18 protein-coding genes are annotated in these 19102 nt (G+C 62.6%); 12 read left to right on the top strand and 6 right to left on the bottom strand.

All coding sequences use genetic code 11. The annotated features are described in order from the left end of the window. Nucleotides 1–10 precede the first annotated feature (10 nt). Entirely contained in the window at nt 11–676 is a 666-nt protein-coding gene (locus C0Z19_RS08055; protein ID WP_102609270.1) for a YceI family protein, read from the bottom strand. 161 nt (nt 677–837) lie between these two features. On the opposite strand from C0Z19_RS08055, the gene C0Z19_RS08050 reads away from it, so the two are divergent. The 3 genes from C0Z19_RS08050 to C0Z19_RS08040 all read left to right on the top strand — a co-directional run bounded on the left by C0Z19_RS08050 (nt 838) and on the right by C0Z19_RS08040 (nt 2787). Then, nucleotides 838–1545 carry a TetR/AcrR family transcriptional regulator gene (locus tag C0Z19_RS08050; RefSeq protein WP_102609366.1) on the top strand — a complete coding sequence of 236 codons (708 nt, stop codon included), beginning with the start codon at nt 838–840 and terminating at the stop codon, nt 1543–1545. After that, nucleotides 1535–2020 (top strand): nuclear transport factor 2 family protein, encoded by a 486-nt coding sequence (locus C0Z19_RS08045; RefSeq protein ID WP_102609269.1) that lies wholly within the window; start codon nt 1535–1537, stop codon nt 2018–2020. The genes C0Z19_RS08050 and C0Z19_RS08045 overlap by 11 nt, the downstream gene beginning before the upstream one ends. A gap of 293 nt (nt 2021–2313) precedes the next feature. Then, nucleotides 2314–2787 (top strand): hypothetical protein, encoded by a 474-nt coding sequence (locus tag C0Z19_RS08040; RefSeq protein ID WP_175084008.1) that lies wholly within the window; start codon nt 2314–2316, stop codon nt 2785–2787. 719 nt (nt 2788–3506) lie between these two features. Here C0Z19_RS08040 and C0Z19_RS08035 read toward each other — a convergent pair. After that, complete coding sequence (locus C0Z19_RS08035) at nt 3507–4388, bottom strand: LysR family transcriptional regulator (protein ID WP_102609267.1); 882 nt, start codon at nt 4386–4388, stop codon at nt 3507–3509. 101 nt (nt 4389–4489) lie between these two features. Here C0Z19_RS08035 and C0Z19_RS08030 point away from each other — a divergent pair, with 101 nt between their 5' ends. The 9 genes from C0Z19_RS08030 to C0Z19_RS07990 all read left to right on the top strand — a co-directional run bounded on the left by C0Z19_RS08030 (nt 4490) and on the right by C0Z19_RS07990 (nt 12525). Beyond that, entirely contained in the window at nt 4490–5089 is a 600-nt protein-coding gene (locus tag C0Z19_RS08030) for an NADPH-dependent F420 reductase (RefSeq protein ID WP_102609266.1), read from the top strand. Nucleotides 5090–5145: 56 nt separating this feature from the next. Further along, nucleotides 5146–5640: an SRPBCC domain-containing protein gene (locus C0Z19_RS08025; RefSeq protein ID WP_102609265.1), complete on the top strand. Its 495-nt coding sequence runs from the start codon at nt 5146–5148 to the stop codon at nt 5638–5640. 30 nt (nt 5641–5670) lie between these two features. Next, entirely contained in the window at nt 5671–6174 is a 504-nt protein-coding gene (locus tag C0Z19_RS08020) for an SRPBCC family protein (protein WP_102609264.1), read from the top strand. 33 nt (nt 6175–6207) lie between these two features. Then, entirely contained in the window at nt 6208–7002 is a 795-nt protein-coding gene (locus C0Z19_RS08015; protein ID WP_102609263.1) for an SDR family NAD(P)-dependent oxidoreductase, read from the top strand. 346 nt (nt 7003–7348) lie between these two features. Further along, nucleotides 7349–7993, top strand: coding sequence for a dienelactone hydrolase family protein (locus C0Z19_RS08010; RefSeq protein ID WP_102609262.1), 645 nt, complete (start codon nt 7349–7351; stop codon nt 7991–7993). 145 nt (nt 7994–8138) lie between these two features. Then, on the top strand, nt 8139–8789 hold the full coding sequence (locus tag C0Z19_RS08005) for a BON domain-containing protein (RefSeq protein WP_102609365.1): 651 nt from the start codon (nt 8139–8141) through the stop codon (nt 8787–8789). Nucleotides 8790–8951: 162 nt separating this feature from the next. Next, entirely contained in the window at nt 8952–9602 is a 651-nt protein-coding gene (locus C0Z19_RS08000) for a BON domain-containing protein (RefSeq protein WP_102609261.1), read from the top strand. Nucleotides 9603–9648: 46 nt separating this feature from the next. Then, nucleotides 9649–11553, top strand: coding sequence for an ATP-dependent zinc metalloprotease FtsH (ftsH, locus tag C0Z19_RS07995; protein WP_102609260.1), 1905 nt, complete (start codon nt 9649–9651; stop codon nt 11551–11553). A gap of 21 nt (nt 11554–11574) precedes the next feature. Continuing rightward, the gene (locus C0Z19_RS07990) at nt 11575–12525 is read left to right on the top strand and encodes a 1-phosphofructokinase family hexose kinase (protein WP_102609259.1); all 951 of its coding nucleotides are present in this window, start codon (nt 11575–11577) and stop codon (nt 12523–12525) included. Nucleotides 12526–12573: 48 nt separating this feature from the next. On the opposite strand, the gene C0Z19_RS07985 is transcribed toward C0Z19_RS07990, so the two are convergent. From C0Z19_RS07985 to C0Z19_RS07970, 4 genes are all read right to left on the bottom strand, one after another. Continuing rightward, nucleotides 12574–14394, bottom strand: a complete 1821-nt coding sequence (locus C0Z19_RS07985; protein ID WP_175084009.1) for an adenosylcobalamin-dependent ribonucleoside-diphosphate reductase — start codon at nt 14392–14394, stop codon at nt 12574–12576. A gap of 113 nt (nt 14395–14507) precedes the next feature. Then, entirely contained in the window at nt 14508–16883 is a 2376-nt protein-coding gene (locus C0Z19_RS07980; protein ID WP_102609364.1) for a serine hydrolase, read from the bottom strand. Beyond that, on the bottom strand, nt 16838–18091 hold the full coding sequence (locus C0Z19_RS07975; protein ID WP_102609257.1) for a putative glycoside hydrolase: 1254 nt from the start codon (nt 18089–18091) through the stop codon (nt 16838–16840). Before C0Z19_RS07975 ends, C0Z19_RS07980 begins: the two co-directional genes overlap by 46 nt. Beyond that, nucleotides 18088–18945 carry a polysaccharide deacetylase family protein gene (locus tag C0Z19_RS07970; RefSeq protein WP_102609363.1) on the bottom strand — a complete coding sequence of 286 codons (858 nt, stop codon included), beginning with the start codon at nt 18943–18945 and terminating at the stop codon, nt 18088–18090. Before C0Z19_RS07970 ends, C0Z19_RS07975 begins: the two co-directional genes overlap by 4 nt. Between the last annotated feature and the right edge of the window lie 157 nt (nt 18946–19102).

The raw sequence follows: 19102 nt of genomic DNA, 5'->3' as shown, positions 1-19102 counted from the left end.
CCCGCATGCGCTAGGAAGCCGGCTGCTGCGTTCGCTCGAATTCCGCCTCGATTCGCACGTGAACGTCGTTGCCGACAGCCGGATACCATGTCGCCAAGCCAAACTGCGCGCGGCTGAATGCACCTACGGCCGAAAAACCCAGCGTGTCCGCCTTTGTCAGCGGGTTGCGGCCGTAACCGTTGAACGTGACGTTCAATGTCACGGGGCGCGTCACGTTGCGGATCGTGAGGTCGCCTTCCAATGTGCCGCGTGCGGGGCCCGTGCGGACGAAACGCTTCCCGGCAAAATGAATGGTCGGATAGGTCGCTGTGTCGAACATGTCCGGCCCATTGACCATCTTGTCGAGCAACGGGATTTTCGTATCGACGCTGGCTGCGTCGATCGTCACGTCGGCCGTGCTCGCTTCAAGTCCACCCTTATTCCACTGGAGCTGTGCATGCGCGCGATCGAACCGCATCACGTAGCGCGAGTATTGCAGGTGTTCGACATCGAAGGTGATGCTCCAATGGTCAGCGTCCATGGCATAAGCGCCGATGGGCACTTGTGCTTCGTCGGTCCCGACCGTATGTGTCACGACGCGTAGCGGCGTGCAAGCTGCGATCGAAAGCACGCTGGCCGAGACGGCCGCCAGCAGCAGCGTGCGCGACGCGCCACCCCACTTCAGAAGCTGTGTCATCTTTCCGTTCCCTTGTTGGATTCTGTTCGAAACGGTCCGCACGCCGTTTCGCGTAGGGTCCCGCAAGTTCTCACCTTTCGTCCGACAGCTTATATGCGCGAATCGAATTGACAAAGGAGAATGATCGTTCTACCTTTGCGACCATGAAGACACACGACGCCATGTCTACCCGCGCCACCGCGGGCGTCAGCGCAGAACGCGACCTCGACCCGGACGTGAAACCGCCCGGCGCACGCGATCGACTGCTCGATGCGACGGAGGCGTTGATCTACGCGGGCGGCATTCACGCGACCGGCGTCGACGCCATCGTGCGAGCCGCACAGGCTACGCGCAAAAGCTTTTACACCTACTTTGAATCGAAAGATGCGCTCGTGGCCGCGGCACTCGAGCGGCGGCACGGGCGTTGGATGGCGTGGTTCGTCGAAGGTACGCTGCGCAACGGCAAAACGCCGCGGACGCAGTTGCTCGGCATGTTCGACCTGCTACGAGAGTGGTTTGGCATGCCGGGCTTTCACGGCTGTGCGTTCTTGAATGCGTCCGGTGAAATTGCATCGCCTGACGATCCGATCCGCGTCGTCGCCCGGGAGCATAAGGCGGCACTGCTGCATTTCATCATGCAGCGCTGCAATGCATTTGCGGAAGAGCACGGGCTCGACGCGCGGCAGGCCGAGGCGCTCGCGCGCCAATGGCTGGTGCTCGTCGACGGCGCAATCGGCGTTGCGCTCGTCAGCGGCTGTGCCGATGCAGCGGGCGATGCGCAAGCAGTCGCGCGGCAGTTGCTCGATTTCGCGGCATCATCGCCGCACCCCCCGGCTTCGAAACCGAAGCGCGCATCAACGTCGAACCAGGAGAAGCGTCATGTCCGATAGGAGTCCTAACGAAACGCGGCCGCCGTTGCCGCCCTTCACGCTCGAGACGGCAAAGCAGAAAGTGCGAGCGGCCGAGGACGGCTGGAATACGCGCGATCCCGAGCGCGTCGCCTTGGCGTATACACCGCAAAGCGTCTGGCGCAATCGCGCCGAATTCGTGACAGGGCGCGCAGGGATCGTCGCATTCCTAAGCCGCAAATGGGCGAAAGAGCTCGACTATCGCCTCATCAAGGAGCTATGGGCGCATGACGGCAACCGTATCGCGGTGCGCTTCGCCTACGAGTGGCACGACGATTCGGGCAATTGGTTCCGCTCGTATGGCAACGAGAACTGGGAGTTCGATGAACACGGGTTGATGGCCCGGCGCTTCGCCTGCATCAACGATTTGCCTATTCGCGAAAGCGATCGGTTGTACCGTTGGCCACTCGGCCGCCGGCCCGACGATCACCCGGGGCTCTCCGATCTGGGGCTTTGATACGCGATGCATTGCCGTATCGCGCCGTGCGTTGCCCGAAGTCGTTGCATGCTCGCAATGAGACGTTGATGCCGGTGTGCGGCGCGCGGCGGCCCTCTTCGCCCGAGTCGTGCCTCTATTCGTCACGTACGCGGATTGCTGTAGTACAGTGCGCGACGAACGGCGAACGCCGAAAGTCTCGATGAATAACAACCTATGCCGGCGGGCGGCCGGCAAACGGAGCGGGCATGCGTTTGAGGATACGGGCGGCGCGCAGATCGGGCCTGCGCGCGGTTAAGGCGGCGTCAGCTCTCATGGTCGGCGCGAGTCTTTTTGCCATGGGTTCGACCCAGGCCTATGCGGCAAATTGGTGTGGCGGCGGAGTCTGGGTCGACGCGATGTTGGCCTCACATCACATCCACCCGAAGAAATCGTTCGAAGACGTCAATCCCGGCCTTGGGGTGGAATGCTGGCTCAATGGCCAGTGGGCGTTGACGGCGGGGGGATTCCGCAATTCGCTCTCTCACCCGTCATGGTACGGCGGTGGTGTCTGGGCGCCCGAATTCGCGCATTGGGGCTTTGTGCGCCTGGCTGTCATGGGCGGCCTGATCTCCGGCTACAACTACGGGAGTTACGGCTTCGGCCACGATCATTCGATTGGACCGGTGGCCGCGCCAATCGTGATGGTCACGTATAAGCGCGTGGGGATGAACTTCATTCTCGTACCGCCCATTCCGTCCGATAACCTGCCGTTCACCGTTGGGTTTCAGTTGAAGGTCGGGTTTTGAAGTTTTATCGCAGTACAAAAAAGATGCGACTTTTAGAAAATCACCTCAACGAACTCGGCAAGATCTACATTCTGCGGTGGCATATTTAATTCGTTATCCGCAATTGAAAGTTGCGACTTTGCTTGTCGCATAAGGCTCCCGAGGTGATCCGTACGTGATGTCGGCGCAGCTCAACTCAACTGCACATTCGTCTGCCTTTCGGTCGATGAAGTCATCTGGCTTGGACGCATCAACGGGAGATACGAAACTCACTTCGGTGGACGGCTCAACTGGTATCCGTTCGCCGTCTCAAAATTTTGCGGATAGGTGAGCTTTTTCAGGATGGTGAGGACTTTCAGGAGGCAGGAAAGCTGTGAGAATACTGCTGGCAAGCGCAGCAGGTGAGCGCTTTCAGGCGTCAGCGACGCGGGGCGAGCGGCGAATCAAATGCATGTCCCTTGGTTGGCGATAAATCTGGCTCACGCTATTCAGTCGGGCCTGAACGATCTTGCGAGACAGATGCTTGCTGGGTATAAGCAAGAGGAACCTTCATCAGATATTCCCCGCCTTGGTTCCCCCGTACACCCCTGGCGGTCATACGCCCGAACGTATCACGCACCCCTTTGATGCATTTCGCCGTGAGTTTGCGGCGGCGGTTCAACGCAGCAGAGCTTAACAGCGGTGCTTCGGGGGCTACCCCGACGCGGCACGATCTGCGTGGTGGGAATCTAAATGCTTTGCTAGATACGCGCTGAGAGTGCCGTTGCCAGAAAATCTGTCGCGCGGCGCACGCGCGTCGATACGAAGCGGCGCTTGGGCCAGACGAGGCTGACGTCGCGTGGTTCGTTGACGAAATCGTCGAGCACGGTGACAACATCCGCATTACGGAATTCCTCGACCAGCGAAGCGCGATGGAACAAGCCGATGCCGACGCCGGCCACCACGCCGGCCAGGATCGTTTCTGCACTGTTGGAGGCGAGATTACCGTGCACCGGCACGCTGAAGCGGCCTTCCGGCCCGGTGAAGTTCCACTCGGTCATCTCGCCGTAGATCAGGCAATTGTGATTGGCGAGATCCGTGGGCGTCTGCGGCGTTCCGTGTTGTTCGAAATAGCGACGGGAGCCCGCGCAGATCAACGCAGTGCCGGCCACGCGTCGGACAACGGACTCCGGGTCGCTGACCGCACTCAAGCGAATCGCGAGATCGATCCGATCTTCCACCATGTCTCGTAGTGCGTCGGAGAGCACCAGATCGATGCGCAAGCCCGGATGGCGCGACAGCAATTCGGGAATCAGCGGCAGCACGTGCAGGCGCCCGAACGTCGAAGGCGCGGCGATGCGGACAAGACCGGAAACGTCCAGCGTACTGCTGGTCAGTTCGCCGTCCGCGACCTGGATTTCGTCGATTAGCGGCTTGGTGCGCTCGTAATACTTCTGGCCTTGATCGGTCAGCGTCACCTTTCGCGTGCTGCGGTGAAGTAGTGCCACACCGAGGCGTTTTTCCAGCGTGCTTACCGCCTTACTGATCGCGGACTGCGATCCGCCAGTCTTGCGCGCGGCCGCGGAAAACCCGCCAGTTTCGACCACGGCGATAAAGGCGTTCAATTCGTGGAAGCGATCCATGTCGATTTGGAATAAGTCTTATCAAGAATCGCTAGATTAACATTTGAAGAGTTAATAAATAGCATGACTCCTCACACAAGCACCCGTGCGGGAGAAATTCTATGTCTTACTCGATCATCGGCTTCGGCGCGGTCGGCCAGGCCCTCGCCCGGGCCTTCGCCCGCAAAGGCATTGAAGTGGCCGTCGCCAGCCGTCGCGCGCCCGAAGCGCTGGCGACACAGGCGCAAGCCATCGGCCCGGCGGTCATTCCCAAGACCTTGCAGGACGCGCTGCGAGCCGACGTCATCTTCCTTGCTGTGCCGTTCTGGGAGCACCGGACGATCGCCAGGGCGCTGCCGAACTGGCAGGGCAAGACGCTCGTCGATGCGACCAACGCCTACGGTGTGCCCGTCGACGAGTTGGGCGGCTTACCGTCTTCCGCCGTCACCGCCAGGGCTTTCACTGGCGCCAAGTTCGTGAAGGGCTTCAATCATCTGGCCGCCGGTCTGCTGGCCGCCGACCCGAGCGTCAAAGGCGGGCGCCGGGTCGTGTTTCTTGCCAGCGATGACGACAGCGCAGTGCCGCTCGTCGCTGCCCTGTGCGAACGCCTCGGTTTCGCGCCGGTGTGGCTGGGGACACTGGATGAAGGCGGCGCGCTGGTGCAGGCACGTGGACGCAACTGGGCACCGCTGATTTTTCAGGACCTGGTCAAGCCGGACTGAGGCGACGGGGGCATCCGTCGAATTCGATCGAACACGCAAATACGAAGAGAAACATCATGTACGAAGCCATCAAATGGCCGCAGGAAATGGCGCCCAGCCGTTCCCCAATCCACTTCACCAACGAACTCGAGGTCGCGGCTTCGCCGGAAACGATCTGGAAGTTGCTCACCGATCCCGCCGCGTGGCCCAGCTTCTATCCCGGCGTGCAGCAGGTGCAGTTGCTCGATGGACACACGCGCTTCGGCGCCGGCACGCGTTTCGAGACGAACCTGGCCGGGCAGGATGTCTATGCCTCGGTACAGGAATTCGAACCGATGACGCGCATCGCCTGGGGCGGCTATCCGAAGATTGCCGAGCATTCCAGGGCCTATCACGCTTGGATCATCACGCCCACCGCCGCCGGCTGCCATCTGTGGACGGAAGAAACGATGCAAGGTCCGCATTGGATCGAACTGGCGAAGAAAGCGCCAGACATCTTCTGGCTCACCCACGAAAAACTGCTCGAGGATCTGGCCGAAGTTGCAGTCACTCGAGAGCGTTCTCGCGCCTGATCATTTTCGGTTAACCAGGAACTCAAGAATATGATCGACAAAGTCATCTGGCCCGAGCAGTACGACCCGCGCGTCTCGGCCATCTACGCGCTCAACGACATCGACGTGAAAGCGCCTGCGGAAGTGGTGTGGAAACTGCTCGTCTTTGCTGAACGGTGGTCGAGTTATTTTCCGCCTGAAGGTCAGGTGAAAATCCTGTCCGGCGAAACGGAACTGAAGCTGGGCACGCGCTTTCACCGCGTCACGGTCGGTTATCCGATGAGCTTGACCGTGACCGAATGCGTGCAGGATCGCCGGCTTGCGTGGGCAACGACCGTCGATGGCGACGAGACAGGTTCGAGTGCGTATCACGGCTGGGTCATCACGCCGACGGAAGATGGCTGTCACGTGCTGACCGAAGAGACGCAGCAAGGCGGGTTTTTCCTCGACGTGATTGGGCACAAATATCCCGGCGCGTTGTATCGCTATCACCAGGATTGGGTCGAACGCCTCGCCCGCGCAGCGGAAGCGGAAGTGGCGGAAAAGGCAGGTTGATGCAATCCATCGATTGATCAGGAGACGAACGACATGCATATTGAACTCAAAGGCCGCAAGGCGATCGTGACCGGTTCCACCGCCGGCATCGGCCATGCGATCGCCGAAGGACTGGCGTACGCGGGCGCGTCAGTCGTGGTCAACGGCCGCACGCAGGAACGCGTGGACGCCGCGCTGCGCGAGATGCGTGCGCGGCTGCCGAACGCCGAATTGACCGGCGTCGCCGCCGACGTCGCCACGGCGGAAGGCTGTGCGAAGTTGATCGCGCACGCTCCGGACGCCGACGTCCTGATCAACAACGCCGGCACCGCGCACCCAAACAATTTCTTCGACCAAACCGACCAGGAATGGCTCGACCTGCTCCAGCTCAACGTGTTGAGCGGCGTGCGTTTGTCGCGGCATTACATTCCGAAAATGACGGCGCGCGGCTGGGGTCGCGTGGTGTTCATCAGCAGCGAATCGGCGGTGAACATCCCGAAGGAAATGATCGACTACGGCGTCACCAAGACCGCGCTACTCGCGGTGTCGCGCGGATTGGCTGAACTGGTGGCCGGCAGCGGCGTCACCGTCAACGCGGTGCTGCCTGGTCCGACGGACTCTGAAATTCTGTCCAACTGGATGAAGGCGACCGCGCAGGAACAAGGCATCACGCCCGCACAGGCCGAACAGGAATTTTTGAAGACGATGCGCCCGACCACGCTGATCCAGCGCTTCGCCACAACCCAGGAAGTTGCGAACATGGTGGTCTACGTTGCTTCGGAACAGGCGTCGGCGACGACGGGCGCAGCATTGCGCGTCGATGGGGGGGTGCTGCGCTCGATCTGTTGATACCCTGGTTCGACGTAAGTGAAGTTGAAGCTATCGACGTCAGTCAGTGCCAAGGGCGCATGAGTTGTGACGGCGACGGGGATCAGCGGAGATTGGCAGGCATCTTTGGCCACGCTAACCAGCGTGGCGATCGACCCAATGGCGCCGGCCGATAGGGCTGGCAGCGCGACGAGGGCTTCGTTCGTTGTCGTGGGCGGCAGGAAAAGACGCCGTGCGATCTTCATCAGTGTTCATCCCTGCTTGATCCGCATCAACCGGCCGCATCGAACGAATCCTAGACTACGGTTGCATCTTTCGACGAGCAAGCCACGCGCCGCGATGCCTTAAGCGTGTCAAGGAGCAACAAATGCGCACTACCGAGATGACGATTGCGAGCGACTTCGTCGCGCTTCAGGGTTTGGTCTGCGTGCCGGACGGCGCGCGCGGCATTGTCGTGTTCGCGCACGGAAGCGGCAGCAGCCGGTTGAGCCCGCGTAACCAAGACGTGGCAAACATTTTGCAACGCGCGGGCCTCGCAACCCTGCTCTTCGATCTCCTGACGGGCGAAGAGCATGCACACGATGCGATCACCGCCGAATACCGCTTCAACATTCCATTGCTCGGACGACGCTTGTCGGGCGCGCTCGACTGGCTCCGCACGCAGCCGGCGCTGGCACCGCTTCGCGTCGGCCTGTTCGGCGCCAGCACCGGTGCGGCCGCGGCGCTGTGTGCGGCGGCCGAGCGTCCCGGCGAGGTCCACGCCGTCGTATCGCGCGGCGGGCGGCCCGACCTTGCGCGCGATGCTTTGCCGCTCGTCAAGGCACCGACGCTGTTGATCGTCGGGGAGCTCGATACGGAAGTGATTCGTCTGAACCAACTCGCAGCAGCGCAGTTGCTGTGCGAACACGAAACCGTGATCGTGCCCGGCGCCACCCATTTGTTCGAAGAACCAGGCAAGCTCGACGAAGCGGCGCGGCTCGCAACCGGGTGGTTCCTCCCGCGGCTCGTTTAACGTTCCGTTCGAACCTTCCCCCGATGCCTGCGCCCGAAGCACGTGCGCTTTGATCAGCGTCAATGCGCCCGCACCGCGATCTTCCAAGATTTCATCATCGCAATGTCTGCAGCCCGCATCACCCGATGCCTGAATGGGAGCAACGATGAAAACCGACGCGCAACTGAAGCAGGACGCAATTGACGAACTCCATTGGGACCCGGCCGTCGACTCATCGCAGATCAATGTCGCCGTGCATGACCGCGTCGTGACCCTGAGCGGCAGCGTGCCGAGTTATGCCAAGAAAATCGCCGTCGAAAAAGCCATTCAGCGGATGAAAGGCGTCCGGGCATTCGCCATCGATCTCGCAGTGAAAGCGCCTGCACATGAGGCGCAGTCCGACGATGCCACTGCGAACGCTGTGCGCGCGATGCTCGATTCGACTGACGGTTTGCCTCGCAACGCGATCCACGTCACGGTTCAGCGCGGCTGCGTCACGCTGACAGGCACGCTCGATTGGGGACACCAGCGCCGCGCAGCCGAAATCGCGGCGGGGCGCGCGCGTGGTGTCGTCGGCATCGTCAACAAGATCGCCCTGCGGGCCGAGGCAGATCCCACGGAAATTCGAACAAGGATAGACGCGGCGTTGAAGCGGCGTGCGCAGTCCGAGGCCGGGAAGATCGATATCGATGTGCGCGAAGGCGTCGTCACGCTCAGCGGAACAGTCGACTCGTTAGCTGAACGGCGGGCGGCCGAAGGCGTTGCCTGGAATACGTGCGGCGTGCGCGACGTCGTGAATCGCTTGATCGCCTCATAGCGGAAAAAGGGGTAACGCAGGTATCGAAACGCTCGCTCGTGAACACGCTGCCGTGCGCCGGCTGCCGTTCTTGACGCAGGTCAGAGTACGCGCCATTGCGATCGATGATGATGAACCGAATGCAGCGCAAAGCGACGCTGTCCAGACAAGGCGAGGTGTGCGATGAAGACGGACAAGCAACTGAAGCAGGACGTCGAGGAAGAACTGGAATACGACCCCGCGATCGATATCGCCGATATCGGCGTCCAGGTCAACGACCGCATCGTGACGCTGTCCGGGCACCCGACGAGCTACGCCGAAAAATTGGCCGCCGAGCAAGCGGCGCAGCGTGTGTCGGGCGTCAAGGCCGTTGTGATCGAAATGGAAGTGCGGCTACCGCAAGCGGACATCCATACGGACGAAGACACGGCCAGCGCAGTGCGTTCGATGTTGCGTTGGATGGTGGGACTTTCCGAGGAAGCCGTCAAAGTCCAGGTGGAGAAGGGATGGGTCACGCTGCGCGGCAACGTGCCGAGCGCGCATCTCTCCCACCTTGCCGAGCGGACTGTCGGCCATATGCGTGGCGTGTTGGGCGTCTCCAACCTCATCGATGTCAGCGCGGGGCATTCGCAGCAGGATCTCGCCGAAAAAATCAGTCGCGCGCTGCAACGTCACGCCGAGCGGGAGGCGAAGCACATCGACATTAAAGTGCGCGACGGTACGGTGACGCTGACCGGCAAGGTGGGTTCGCTGGCCGAGCGTGCGGCTGTGCGCGGCGCAGCATGGGCGGCGCGTGGCGTGCATGCGGTGATCGACGATCTCGACGTCCAATGACTTCGAGCGCGAATCGCCTGCCCCTGATCCAATATCGAGCGCTCTGATGGAACGAAAGCCCGACTCCGTCGGCACCATCATCACGATGGCGCTCTTCGCGCTCATCGTCCTGCAAGTGATGATGGTGGCGCTGCATGCATCAACCGTGACGATCGGCTACAGCGATTTTCAGCGTCTCGTGGCCGCGCGCGCGGTCGACGATCTCGAGATCGGTTCGACTCAAATAGAAGGCACGGTGAAGATGCCTGCCGCGGCGAAGATTCTGAGTGCCTCGGACGCGGCGGCGCTGGACAAGCAAACCCCGCCGCGCCGGTTCACGACGACGCGCGTGGCCGACGACCGACTCGTCGAACAATTGTCCAGCGCCGGTATTCGCTACCGTGGCCTCGTCGAGTCGACCTGGCTTTCGACGCTGCTATCGTGGATCGCGCCTGTGCTGATCCTCGTCGTGGCGTGGAATTTCTTTCTGAAGCGCGGCGGCCCCGCCCAAGACTTCATGGGCATCGGCAAAAGCCGACCTCAGGTGTACGTGCAAAAGGAAACGGGCGTGACGTTCGGCGATATCGCGGGTATCGACGAAGCCAAAGCCGAGTTACAACAAATCGTCGAATTTCTGCGCAATGCCGAGCGTTATCGCCGCCTCGGTGGAAAGATCCCGAAGGGGGTATTGATCGTCGGCGCGCCCGGAACCGGTAAGACGCTGCTTGCGAAGGCGGTGGCCGGCGAAGCGTCGGTGCCGTTCTATTCGATCAGCGGTTCGGCTTTCGTCGAGATGTTCGTCGGTGTGGGCGCGGCGCGCGTGCGCGATCTGTTCCGGCAGGCTCAGCAATCGGCGCCGTGCATCGTCTTCATCGACGAACTCGATGCGCTTGGTAAGGTGCGCGGCGCCAGCGTGACCTCCGGCAACGACGAACGTGAACAGACGCTCAATCAACTGCTCGTCGAGATGGACGGCTTCGAGCCCAATTCGGGCGTCATCATCATGGCGGCGACGAATCGCCCGGAAATTCTCGATCCGGCGTTGCTGCGGCCGGGCCGTTTCGATCGGCACATTGCGATCGACCGGCCCGATCTCATCGGGCGTCGGCAGATACTCGCCGTTCACGCCAAGCATGTGAAGCTCGCCGCGGACGTCGATCTCGGCGAGCTCGCATCGCGTACGCCGGGGTTCGTCGGCGCCGATCTGGCCAACGTCGTCAACGAAGCGGCGCTGCATGCGGCAGAGCTCGACAAGGATGCGATCGAGATGTCCGACTTCGACGAGGCCATCGATCGCGCGATGGCCGGGATGGAACGCAAGAGTCGCGTGATGAACGAGCAGGAGAAGATCACGATTGCGTATCACGAAGCCGGACACGCGCTCGTTGCGCAGAGCCGTGTGCATTGCGATCCGGTCAAGAAGGTGTCGATCATTCCGCGCGGCGTCGCGGCGCTCGGCTACACGCAGCAGGTTCCCACCGAAGACCGCTATGTTCTGCGCAAGAGCGAATTGCTCGATCGGCTCGATGCGCTGTTGGGTGGCCGTGTCGCCGAAGAGATCGTGTTCGACGATGTCTCCACGGGGGCAGAGAACGATCTCGAACGAGCGACGCTGATGGCGCGTCATATGGTCGAGCGCTGCGGCATGAATGAAAGGCTCGGGCTTGCAACGGTCAACTCGGCGACGACACCGCTCGGCGTCGAAGGCATTCGCTATAGCGAAAACACGGCGCAGCTTGTCGACGAGGAAGTCAGGCGTCTGCTCAGCGATGCGCACGATCGTGTGGTGAAGACGTTGACCGAACGCCGCGTATTGCTCGAACGCATCGCGCGCCGTTTGCTCGAATCCGAGGTGATCGACCACGCCACGTTGCTCGGGTTGATGGAAGAGCCCGTCGAGGGGCAGCCCACGGCCGGGCCCGCACCGGCGTCGGGCGGGCAGAGCGACAAGGCCGACTCGGCGCTCGCTTAGCGTTCGAGCCAGAGAACGAACATGGTCGATATCGTCACGCTCACGCTCAATCCCAGCGTCGACCTTTCGCTTTCGGTGGACCATGTCGTCGATACGGTAAAGCTGCGATGCAGCGAGCCGCGCAAGGACGCGGGCGGTGGCGGCGTCAATGTGGCGCGCGTTCTCAAGCGTCTGGGAAGCAATTGCCTTGCGGTTTATCTTGCCGGTGGGGCGGTCGGTGCGTGTCTTGCCGAACTGCTCGATGCCGAGCGGGTGGACGGAAAGTGCATCGCCATCGAAGGCGGCACGAGAGAAAACGTCACGGTGCTGGAGACTTCGACGCGCAAGGAGTATCGCTTCGTGATGCCGGGGCCGACCCTGACGGAGCTCGAATGGCGTCGCTGTCTCAATGAGTTGGAGGCGCTCGATCCCGCGCCCCGCTATGTTGTGGCAAGCGGCAGTCTGCCACCGGGCGTACCGCACGATTTCTATGCGCGTGTCGCGCGCTGGGCTCATACGAACGGGGTAAGGATGGCGCTCGATGCGTCGGGCGATGCGCTTGCCGCCGCGCTCGACGTTGGCGTCTTTCTCGTCAAGCCAAGCCTCGATGAGTTGCGGGCTCTGGCCCATGCGCCGCTGGCTGAGCCGCCGCAGTGGCGCGAAGCCGCGCAGCATCTGGTAGAGCGCGGCGCCGCCCGCATCGTTGCGCTTTCGCTCGGCAGCCGCGGTGCGTTCTTTGCAACGGCGGGCCATGTTGTGGCGCTGCCTGCGCCACCCGTGACCGTCGTCAGCGCTGTCGGTGCGGGTGACAGCTTTCTTGCCGCGATAATCTGGGCACTCGATCACGAAGCCAGTCACGAGCAGGCGTTGCGTTATGCAATTGCCGCCGGCAGCGCCGCTGTGCTGAGAGCCGGGACCGCGCTCTGCGATACGGCCGACGTCATTCGTCTTTATCGCGATTCATACGAATTGGCGCCGGCGGTGGGCGGTTGAATGTCGGAGCGGTACGGTTGTGCATCGGCTGCCTTCATCAACGGCGCCCTAGCACCCGAAACAACGCACGCCGCCCTCGGGTTGCTTGTCCGCCTTCGCAAGGAGCACCGTATCGAGCGCTTCGTCGGGCCTGAATACGGTGATGCCCTTCAACCGCGCGCGCCAGGCGCGGAAGAACAACGCGTCGATTTCGCCCGCCGCGGTGCGCGATGAAACGATGATGGTCTTCGAAATTGCGGCGTCGACGAAGGGCTGCATTACGCTGAGCATCCCAATGTGATCTGCCGGCGCTACCTCGTTCGCTCTGACGAAGTAAGCGGGCAGCGGTGCGTTTGCGCCATGCAGTTCGCGAAACAGACGATAGGCGCGGTTTTCGAGGCGATAAACAAGCGGAGGATTTTTGCCGATGCGTGCGGTCCTTCGATACACCCAGTCGAAGGCAGGCTCCACGCCGCTCGAGCAATTGCCCGCGAATGCGAGGCTCACGCTGCCCGTCGGCGCGAACGAAAGCAGATGGCTGTTGCGCAGCCCCTGGGCTGCGATGGCGTCGCGCACCGTCTCCGGCAGACGCGCCGCAAAGGCGCCTGGGGCGAAACATCGATCCAGATTGAACGCCGGATAAGCACCGCGTTCGCGAGCCAACGCGGCAGACGCCGCGAACGCGTGATCGCGCATCGACCGGGCAATCGCGGCTGCGAGATGCCGTGCGCCATCGTCAGAGTAAGCCAGACGCATCATCGCCAGCATGTCCGCAAGCCCGGTGACGCCCACGCCGATACGGCGCTTCTGGCGCGCTTCGCGCTCGTGCTCGGCGAGCGGCCAGCGTGTCGTCTCGAGCACGTTGTCGAGCAGCCGAACCTGAATGCGCACGCAATGGCCGAGCTTGACGAAATCGAATCGAGGCGAGCCGCCCACGCCGAACGGATGGCGCACGAGCCGCGACAAGTCGATCGGCCCCAGTACGCAACTCCCCCACGGCGGCAACGGCTGCTCACCGCATGGGTTGGTCGCGCAGATCGTTTCGATCGAAGCCAGATCGTTCGACCGATTGATTTCATCGATAAACAACAGGCCTGGTTCGGCGCTGTCGCACGCGCATTCGACGATTCTGCACCACAGTTGCCGCGCTGGAAGCGCCGCGTAGCACCAGGTGCCATCGTCGAGCCGGTGCGCGCCGGCCGCAAGGCATGCGGCGGCGGGCATCGCTCGATGGCGGAGCAACCACAGACCATCGTCTTCGACCGCACGCATGAATGCGTCCGTCACGGCTACCGACGTATTGAAGGTCGTCCATCGACGGCGGCCGCGCTTCGCTTCGACGAAGGCCGGCAGATCCGGGTGATCGCAGCGTAGGACGGCCATTTGTGCGCCGCGCCGTGTGCCCTGACGCGAGAGCGCGACGCAGGCGTCGTCGAACCTGTCGATCCAGCGGCACACGTCGCGAGTGCGGTTCGATGGGTCTTCGACCCAGGACTCGGCCGGCGCAATCGGCGAAAAGTCGTACCCTACGCCGCCGCCCATCGCGAGCGTGACACGGGCCGCTTCGAGTGCGCGCTCGATGTCGGCCTGGGACGGTGCAGCCACGCCGGTCGAAGGCGAGCCGATCGGATGCACGAAGCAATTGATCATCGTCGCGTTCCGGCCGGTACCCGCGTTGGCCATGATGCGTCCGGCGCCGATCGTGCCGCGCAGCATGTTCGCGTAAAACTGGCGCGCCACCTTCCCTCGACGAGCCGGAGGTTCGATCGCCGCGAGCGCACTTGCGACGCGCTCGAACACCTGATTGCGCGTTGTCTCGCCGGCGGCCAGATATCGGTCTGCCAGCACCAGATCGCTGATCGGCGGCAACGCGTCGCTCTCGAGTTTCACCACTGGCTTCGTTCAATGAGCCTTCGATGTATGCAGGTTATCGTTCGAACGCCGGATGATCATGACCTGCATCAAGCGCGGGCGTGACCGCGACACCCGCATGATTGCCCCGATCAATATGACAAATAGCGCTGCCGCAGTACGCTGAACGGTGCCAGTTGACGCGCTTCGATCTCCTCGATCGCGCGGATGTCCGCGCCGTCCGCGATCGCCCGCCAAACTTCGGCAGAGCCGACCGAATCACGCGTTGCCGCCATATCGAACTGGCTCGGATAAAGCGTATGCAGGGCCATCAACAAGGCGATACCGAGCCGCCCGACCGAGGTCGAGCCGCTATCGCGCACGATGCTGACGCCGTGACACTGAACGCCGCGATATGTCGATTCGGTCGGAACGAAGTCCACGGGCGCGAAGTGGGCGCCGGCCGATTGCGCGTTGAGCGCATCGGCCAGCGCGACTGCATCGATCCAGGGCGCGCCGATCCATTCGAACGGATGGGCCGTGCCTCTGCCTACACTGACGTTTGCGCCTTCGATCAGCGCCACGTCGGGATACAGATCGAGCTGCGAAAGCGTGCGCAAGTTCGGCGACGGCGGCGTCCACGCGAGGCCGGTATCGACGTAACCCATCGAGCGGACGTAGCGCTGCATCGCGATCACGCGTAAGTCCGCACCTATCGCCCGTTCGCGATTGAACAACGAGGCAAGTTCGCCCATCGTCATGCCGGGCTGCAGCGGCAACGGAAAATAGCCGGTGAACGACTCATGTCCCGGGTCGAGCATCGGTCCACCGACGCGGTCGGCCCCGAGCGGATCGGGGCGATCGAGCACGAACAGCGGAATATGATTCGCGGCAGCGGCCTCAAGCGCGTATCCGAGGGTTGTTTCGTACGTAAAGAAGCGCACGCCCGCGTCCTGCAGGTCGAAGACGAGCGCATCGATGTGCTGCAGTATCGCCGCATCGAAATGTCTCGTGGCCCCGTGCAGGCTGTATACGGCTATGCCGGTCGCCGCATCCCGCATGTCGCCGATCGGTGCGTCGCGGTCTGTTGCGAGACCGTGTTCCGGAGCGAAGATTGCGGCGAGACGAACGCGAGGCGCGTGAGCGATAACGTCGATCGTGCGTCTGCCTGCACTGTCGAAGCCGGTGCGGTTCGTGACGAGACCCACGCGCAAGCCCGCGAGCGGGGCGAACCCGAGCGCTTCGAGTACGTCGATGCCGCTTTGCACGGGTCCGACCGACGTGGGCAAACGCAGAGCGGCCGCGACGGCCGGTTCTATCGAAGGCAACGCCTGCGAGAGTTCGTCGGTCGACCACGTTTTATTGTGGCTTGCCAGCCACGAGACGGCCTGTTCGCGTAGCGGCCGCGCGTCGCCGCGATCATCCGGATGGACTCTGTTGGTCAGGACAATCAAGAATTGCCTGGAAACCAGATCGATCCAGATTGCCGTGCCCGTGTAGCCCGTGTGATAAAGAGAACCGACCGGCGGCAAGCGATCGCGGTTGGCGACAAGCGGCGCATCGAGCGCCCAGCCGAGGCCGCGCCAAGGCGAAGTAGCAAGCGGCGATGCGGCCGCAGCCATCGCGGCGATCGTGTGCGGCTGCAGGATCCGTCGGCCTTCGAAGCTACCGCCGTTCAACATCATCCGTGCGAAGCGGGCAAGGTCGTCGGCGGTCGAGAATAATCCCGCGTTGCCTGAAACGCCGCCCATGCGCGCCGCTGTGGGATCGTGTACTCGTCCGTTGCGCATGCCACGTGTATCGGCTGTGGTAGGAGCGGCGCGTTGCGCATGGGCGGCATCGGGCAGGAAGGCCGTATCGCGCATGCCGAGCGGTGCGAAGATCCGCTGCCGGCAATAGCCGGCGAGCGAGCGATGCGTGATGCGCCGCACGAGTTCGCCAAGAACGACGAAATTGATGTCGCTATAAATCACGCGCTCGCCGGGTACGGCGTGAAGCCGCGCATCGATCACTTCCGCAAGCACGCCCCGGCGAGTCTGCGCTTTTGCGCCGAGCGGCAAGTCTGGCGCGAGACCCGAAGTATGGGTCAGCAACTGCGCGACCGTCACCGCGCCTTTTCCGTTGGCGGCAAACGACGGCCAATAGCGGGCGACCGGCTCGTCGAGGTCGATCCGGTGCGCCTCCGCGAGTTGCATGATTGCGGTCGTGGTTGCGATCACCTTGGTGAGGGACGCCAGGTCGAATTCGGTATCGACCGACATCGGTTCGCGAACGGGCTCGATTGACCGATACCCGAATGCGGCGCGATATCGCACACCCTGGTCGTCGCCCGCGACAATCACCGCGCCCGGGATGCGCCCGGCCGCAACCTCGCCTTCGACGATATGAGCAAGCGCGTCACGCGATGCCATATCGATCTCGGCGCCGCGCGCGAGGTGCGACATAAACGCCATCATCAACGGCGCGGAGACTGCGATGACGCTCAGCGCGGCAATTGCCCGGCGTCGTAATGATTGCGCGGGTTCCATAGCATCCATCCATCTGTATCGGCGGCCTGGGCCGCGTCGATCTGGGCGCGGATATCGTCGGCGTCGAATACCCGGCGATCGAACGCATAGTCGCGAAAAGCCTGCAACCATGGTCGAAACCGAACGCCCGGCAGCCCCGTCCGCCGTTTGCCCTCTGCGAGCGAGCGCCTCACGATCTGGCCGGGATCGGCGACGGGATTCGCGCAGCCGGGTAAGCCCCACGTAAATCCCGACGGATAGAGCATCGGCGAAATGTAGTCGAGCGCCGCGCCCAACGTTTCAAGCTGTTGGCCGATCGCCGTATCGTCGGGATTCCAGAGCACATAGCCAAAGATATCCGCGGCGACAAACACGTTATAGGGAGCAAGGCGCTCACGCGCCGCATCGAGAAAGCCCACGATCGCTGCCGTGCGATTCGCCCGCGTGTTGGCGCGCGCGAAACGCAGGCCGCTCGCATCGGGAAAGCGCACGTAATCGAATTGGATCTCGTCGAATCCGGCGCGCGCTGCTTCTTCGGCCAGATCCAGGTTATGCCGCCATACGTCCTGCGAGAACGGATCGACCCAGCGCAGTGCTTCTCGGTCCAGCCAGGGCCGATCCTCTGCGTCACGGACGGCCCATTCGGGATGTGCCTGCGCGAGCGGATCGTCCTTGAACACGACGATGCGCGCGATCAGGTAAATGCCGCGACGGCGCAAAGCGTCGATGATCGACTGGAAGGCGTCGATGGCCGGCGCATGCTCACCCACATAAGCGGCAGCGCCGATCTTCTCGCGCGCAGGGCTGTGATAAGGCGTCATGCCGCGATCGCCTTTCATGTCGATGACCAACGCGTTGACGGAAGTCGTCTCCGTGAGCCGAACCGCTGCCTCGCGCAACGCGGCGTTCGTCACGCCGAAGGCGGAAAGATAGACGGCGTGCGGGCGAAACGGCAGCAGTGCGATCGTCAGTGGGCCGCCGGCCTTCTGTGTCACGGCCGTGCGGCGATAGCCGGGTGCGCGAACCTGCACCGTGGCGCCGTCTGGCGCGTCGCTTACAAAGCCACCGGCTTTATCCGAACGCATGATGTGATGATCGATTGTCACGATGGCGTCGCCGATGGGCTGGTGGGTAACGCCGTCGAGGACGAGGCCGGAGGCCGCGGCCGCATAGGGGGTGCCGAACGCGGTCAGCACCAGCAGCACCATTGCGAACATCGTGTGCTTCATGGCCGGCGCCCCTCGACCCGCGCTTGCGCAGCTTGCGCCTTCGATTCGCCGAGGCGGCGGCTCAGCACCGCCGGCGTATCCGCGTCCGTGATAAGCAAGCGCGGCACCGACAGAAGCGGTGAGTGCCTGTCGATCAAGCGGCCGGAGATCGTGAATGCGGCGCGATAGCCGGCTGACGATGCCATCGAAATCAACTCGGTATCGACGATGCCGAACGGCCACGCGAGCAAGTCGACCTGAAGGCCGAGCTTTGCCTCGATACGCTCGCGCGACTCGACGAGTTGCTTCGCGGCGAACGATCGGAAGTCGCTCGGCGTTCGGCGGGCCCGTTCGACGTTGAAGTTGGGATGCCAGTACGTATGCGATTGAATGCCGAACAGGCCGGTTTGGCGTAATTGCGTCAGTTGCGTCCAGGTGAGCGCATACGAAGCATTCGAAATCGCGGATGGGTAGATGAATAAAGTACACGGCAGATGTTCGCGCACGGCAATCGGCATCAACACGTCATAGACACTTTGATGTCCGTCGTCGATCGTGAGGGCGACGGCCTTCGCAGGCAGCGTCGCCTCTGGCTCGGTGAGCCAGTTCACAATGTCGCGCAACGCGACGATGCGATACCCGTGTGCACGCAAAAAGCTCAACTGCGCTTCGAACGTCGCGACGCGCACGGTCATGAAATCGTCGGCAGCGGTTTCGCTGAAACGGTGATAAGCGAGAACGGCCACGCGCGGCTCGTCGCTGGCGCGGGTGTCCGCCTGTGCGCCGGCCATCCAGCGGGCGCAGCCGATGAGAAGGAGAAAGACGCATAGCAACGGACGGCGCAGTAAACCGTGTGGAGAAATACTTTTGTGCATGTTCGTTCGGTTCGGCGGACTGCGCACGAGTGGGCGCAACGCAAAACAATCGTGCCTGTTCGACATGGGTTCGAGGATGACCTGCATCAAGCCGGCGTGTAGGGAAGCGACGCGTGGGGAAAGCAGAATCGTCGCTTGCGCAAGGCATACACGTGAC

The organism is Trinickia soli, assembly GCF_002879855.1.
Taxonomy (GTDB): Bacteria; Pseudomonadota; Gammaproteobacteria; order Burkholderiales; family Burkholderiaceae; genus Trinickia; species Trinickia soli.
Note: the sequence above shows the minus strand (reverse complement) of the source record. Positions and strands in the feature narration are given on the sequence as shown.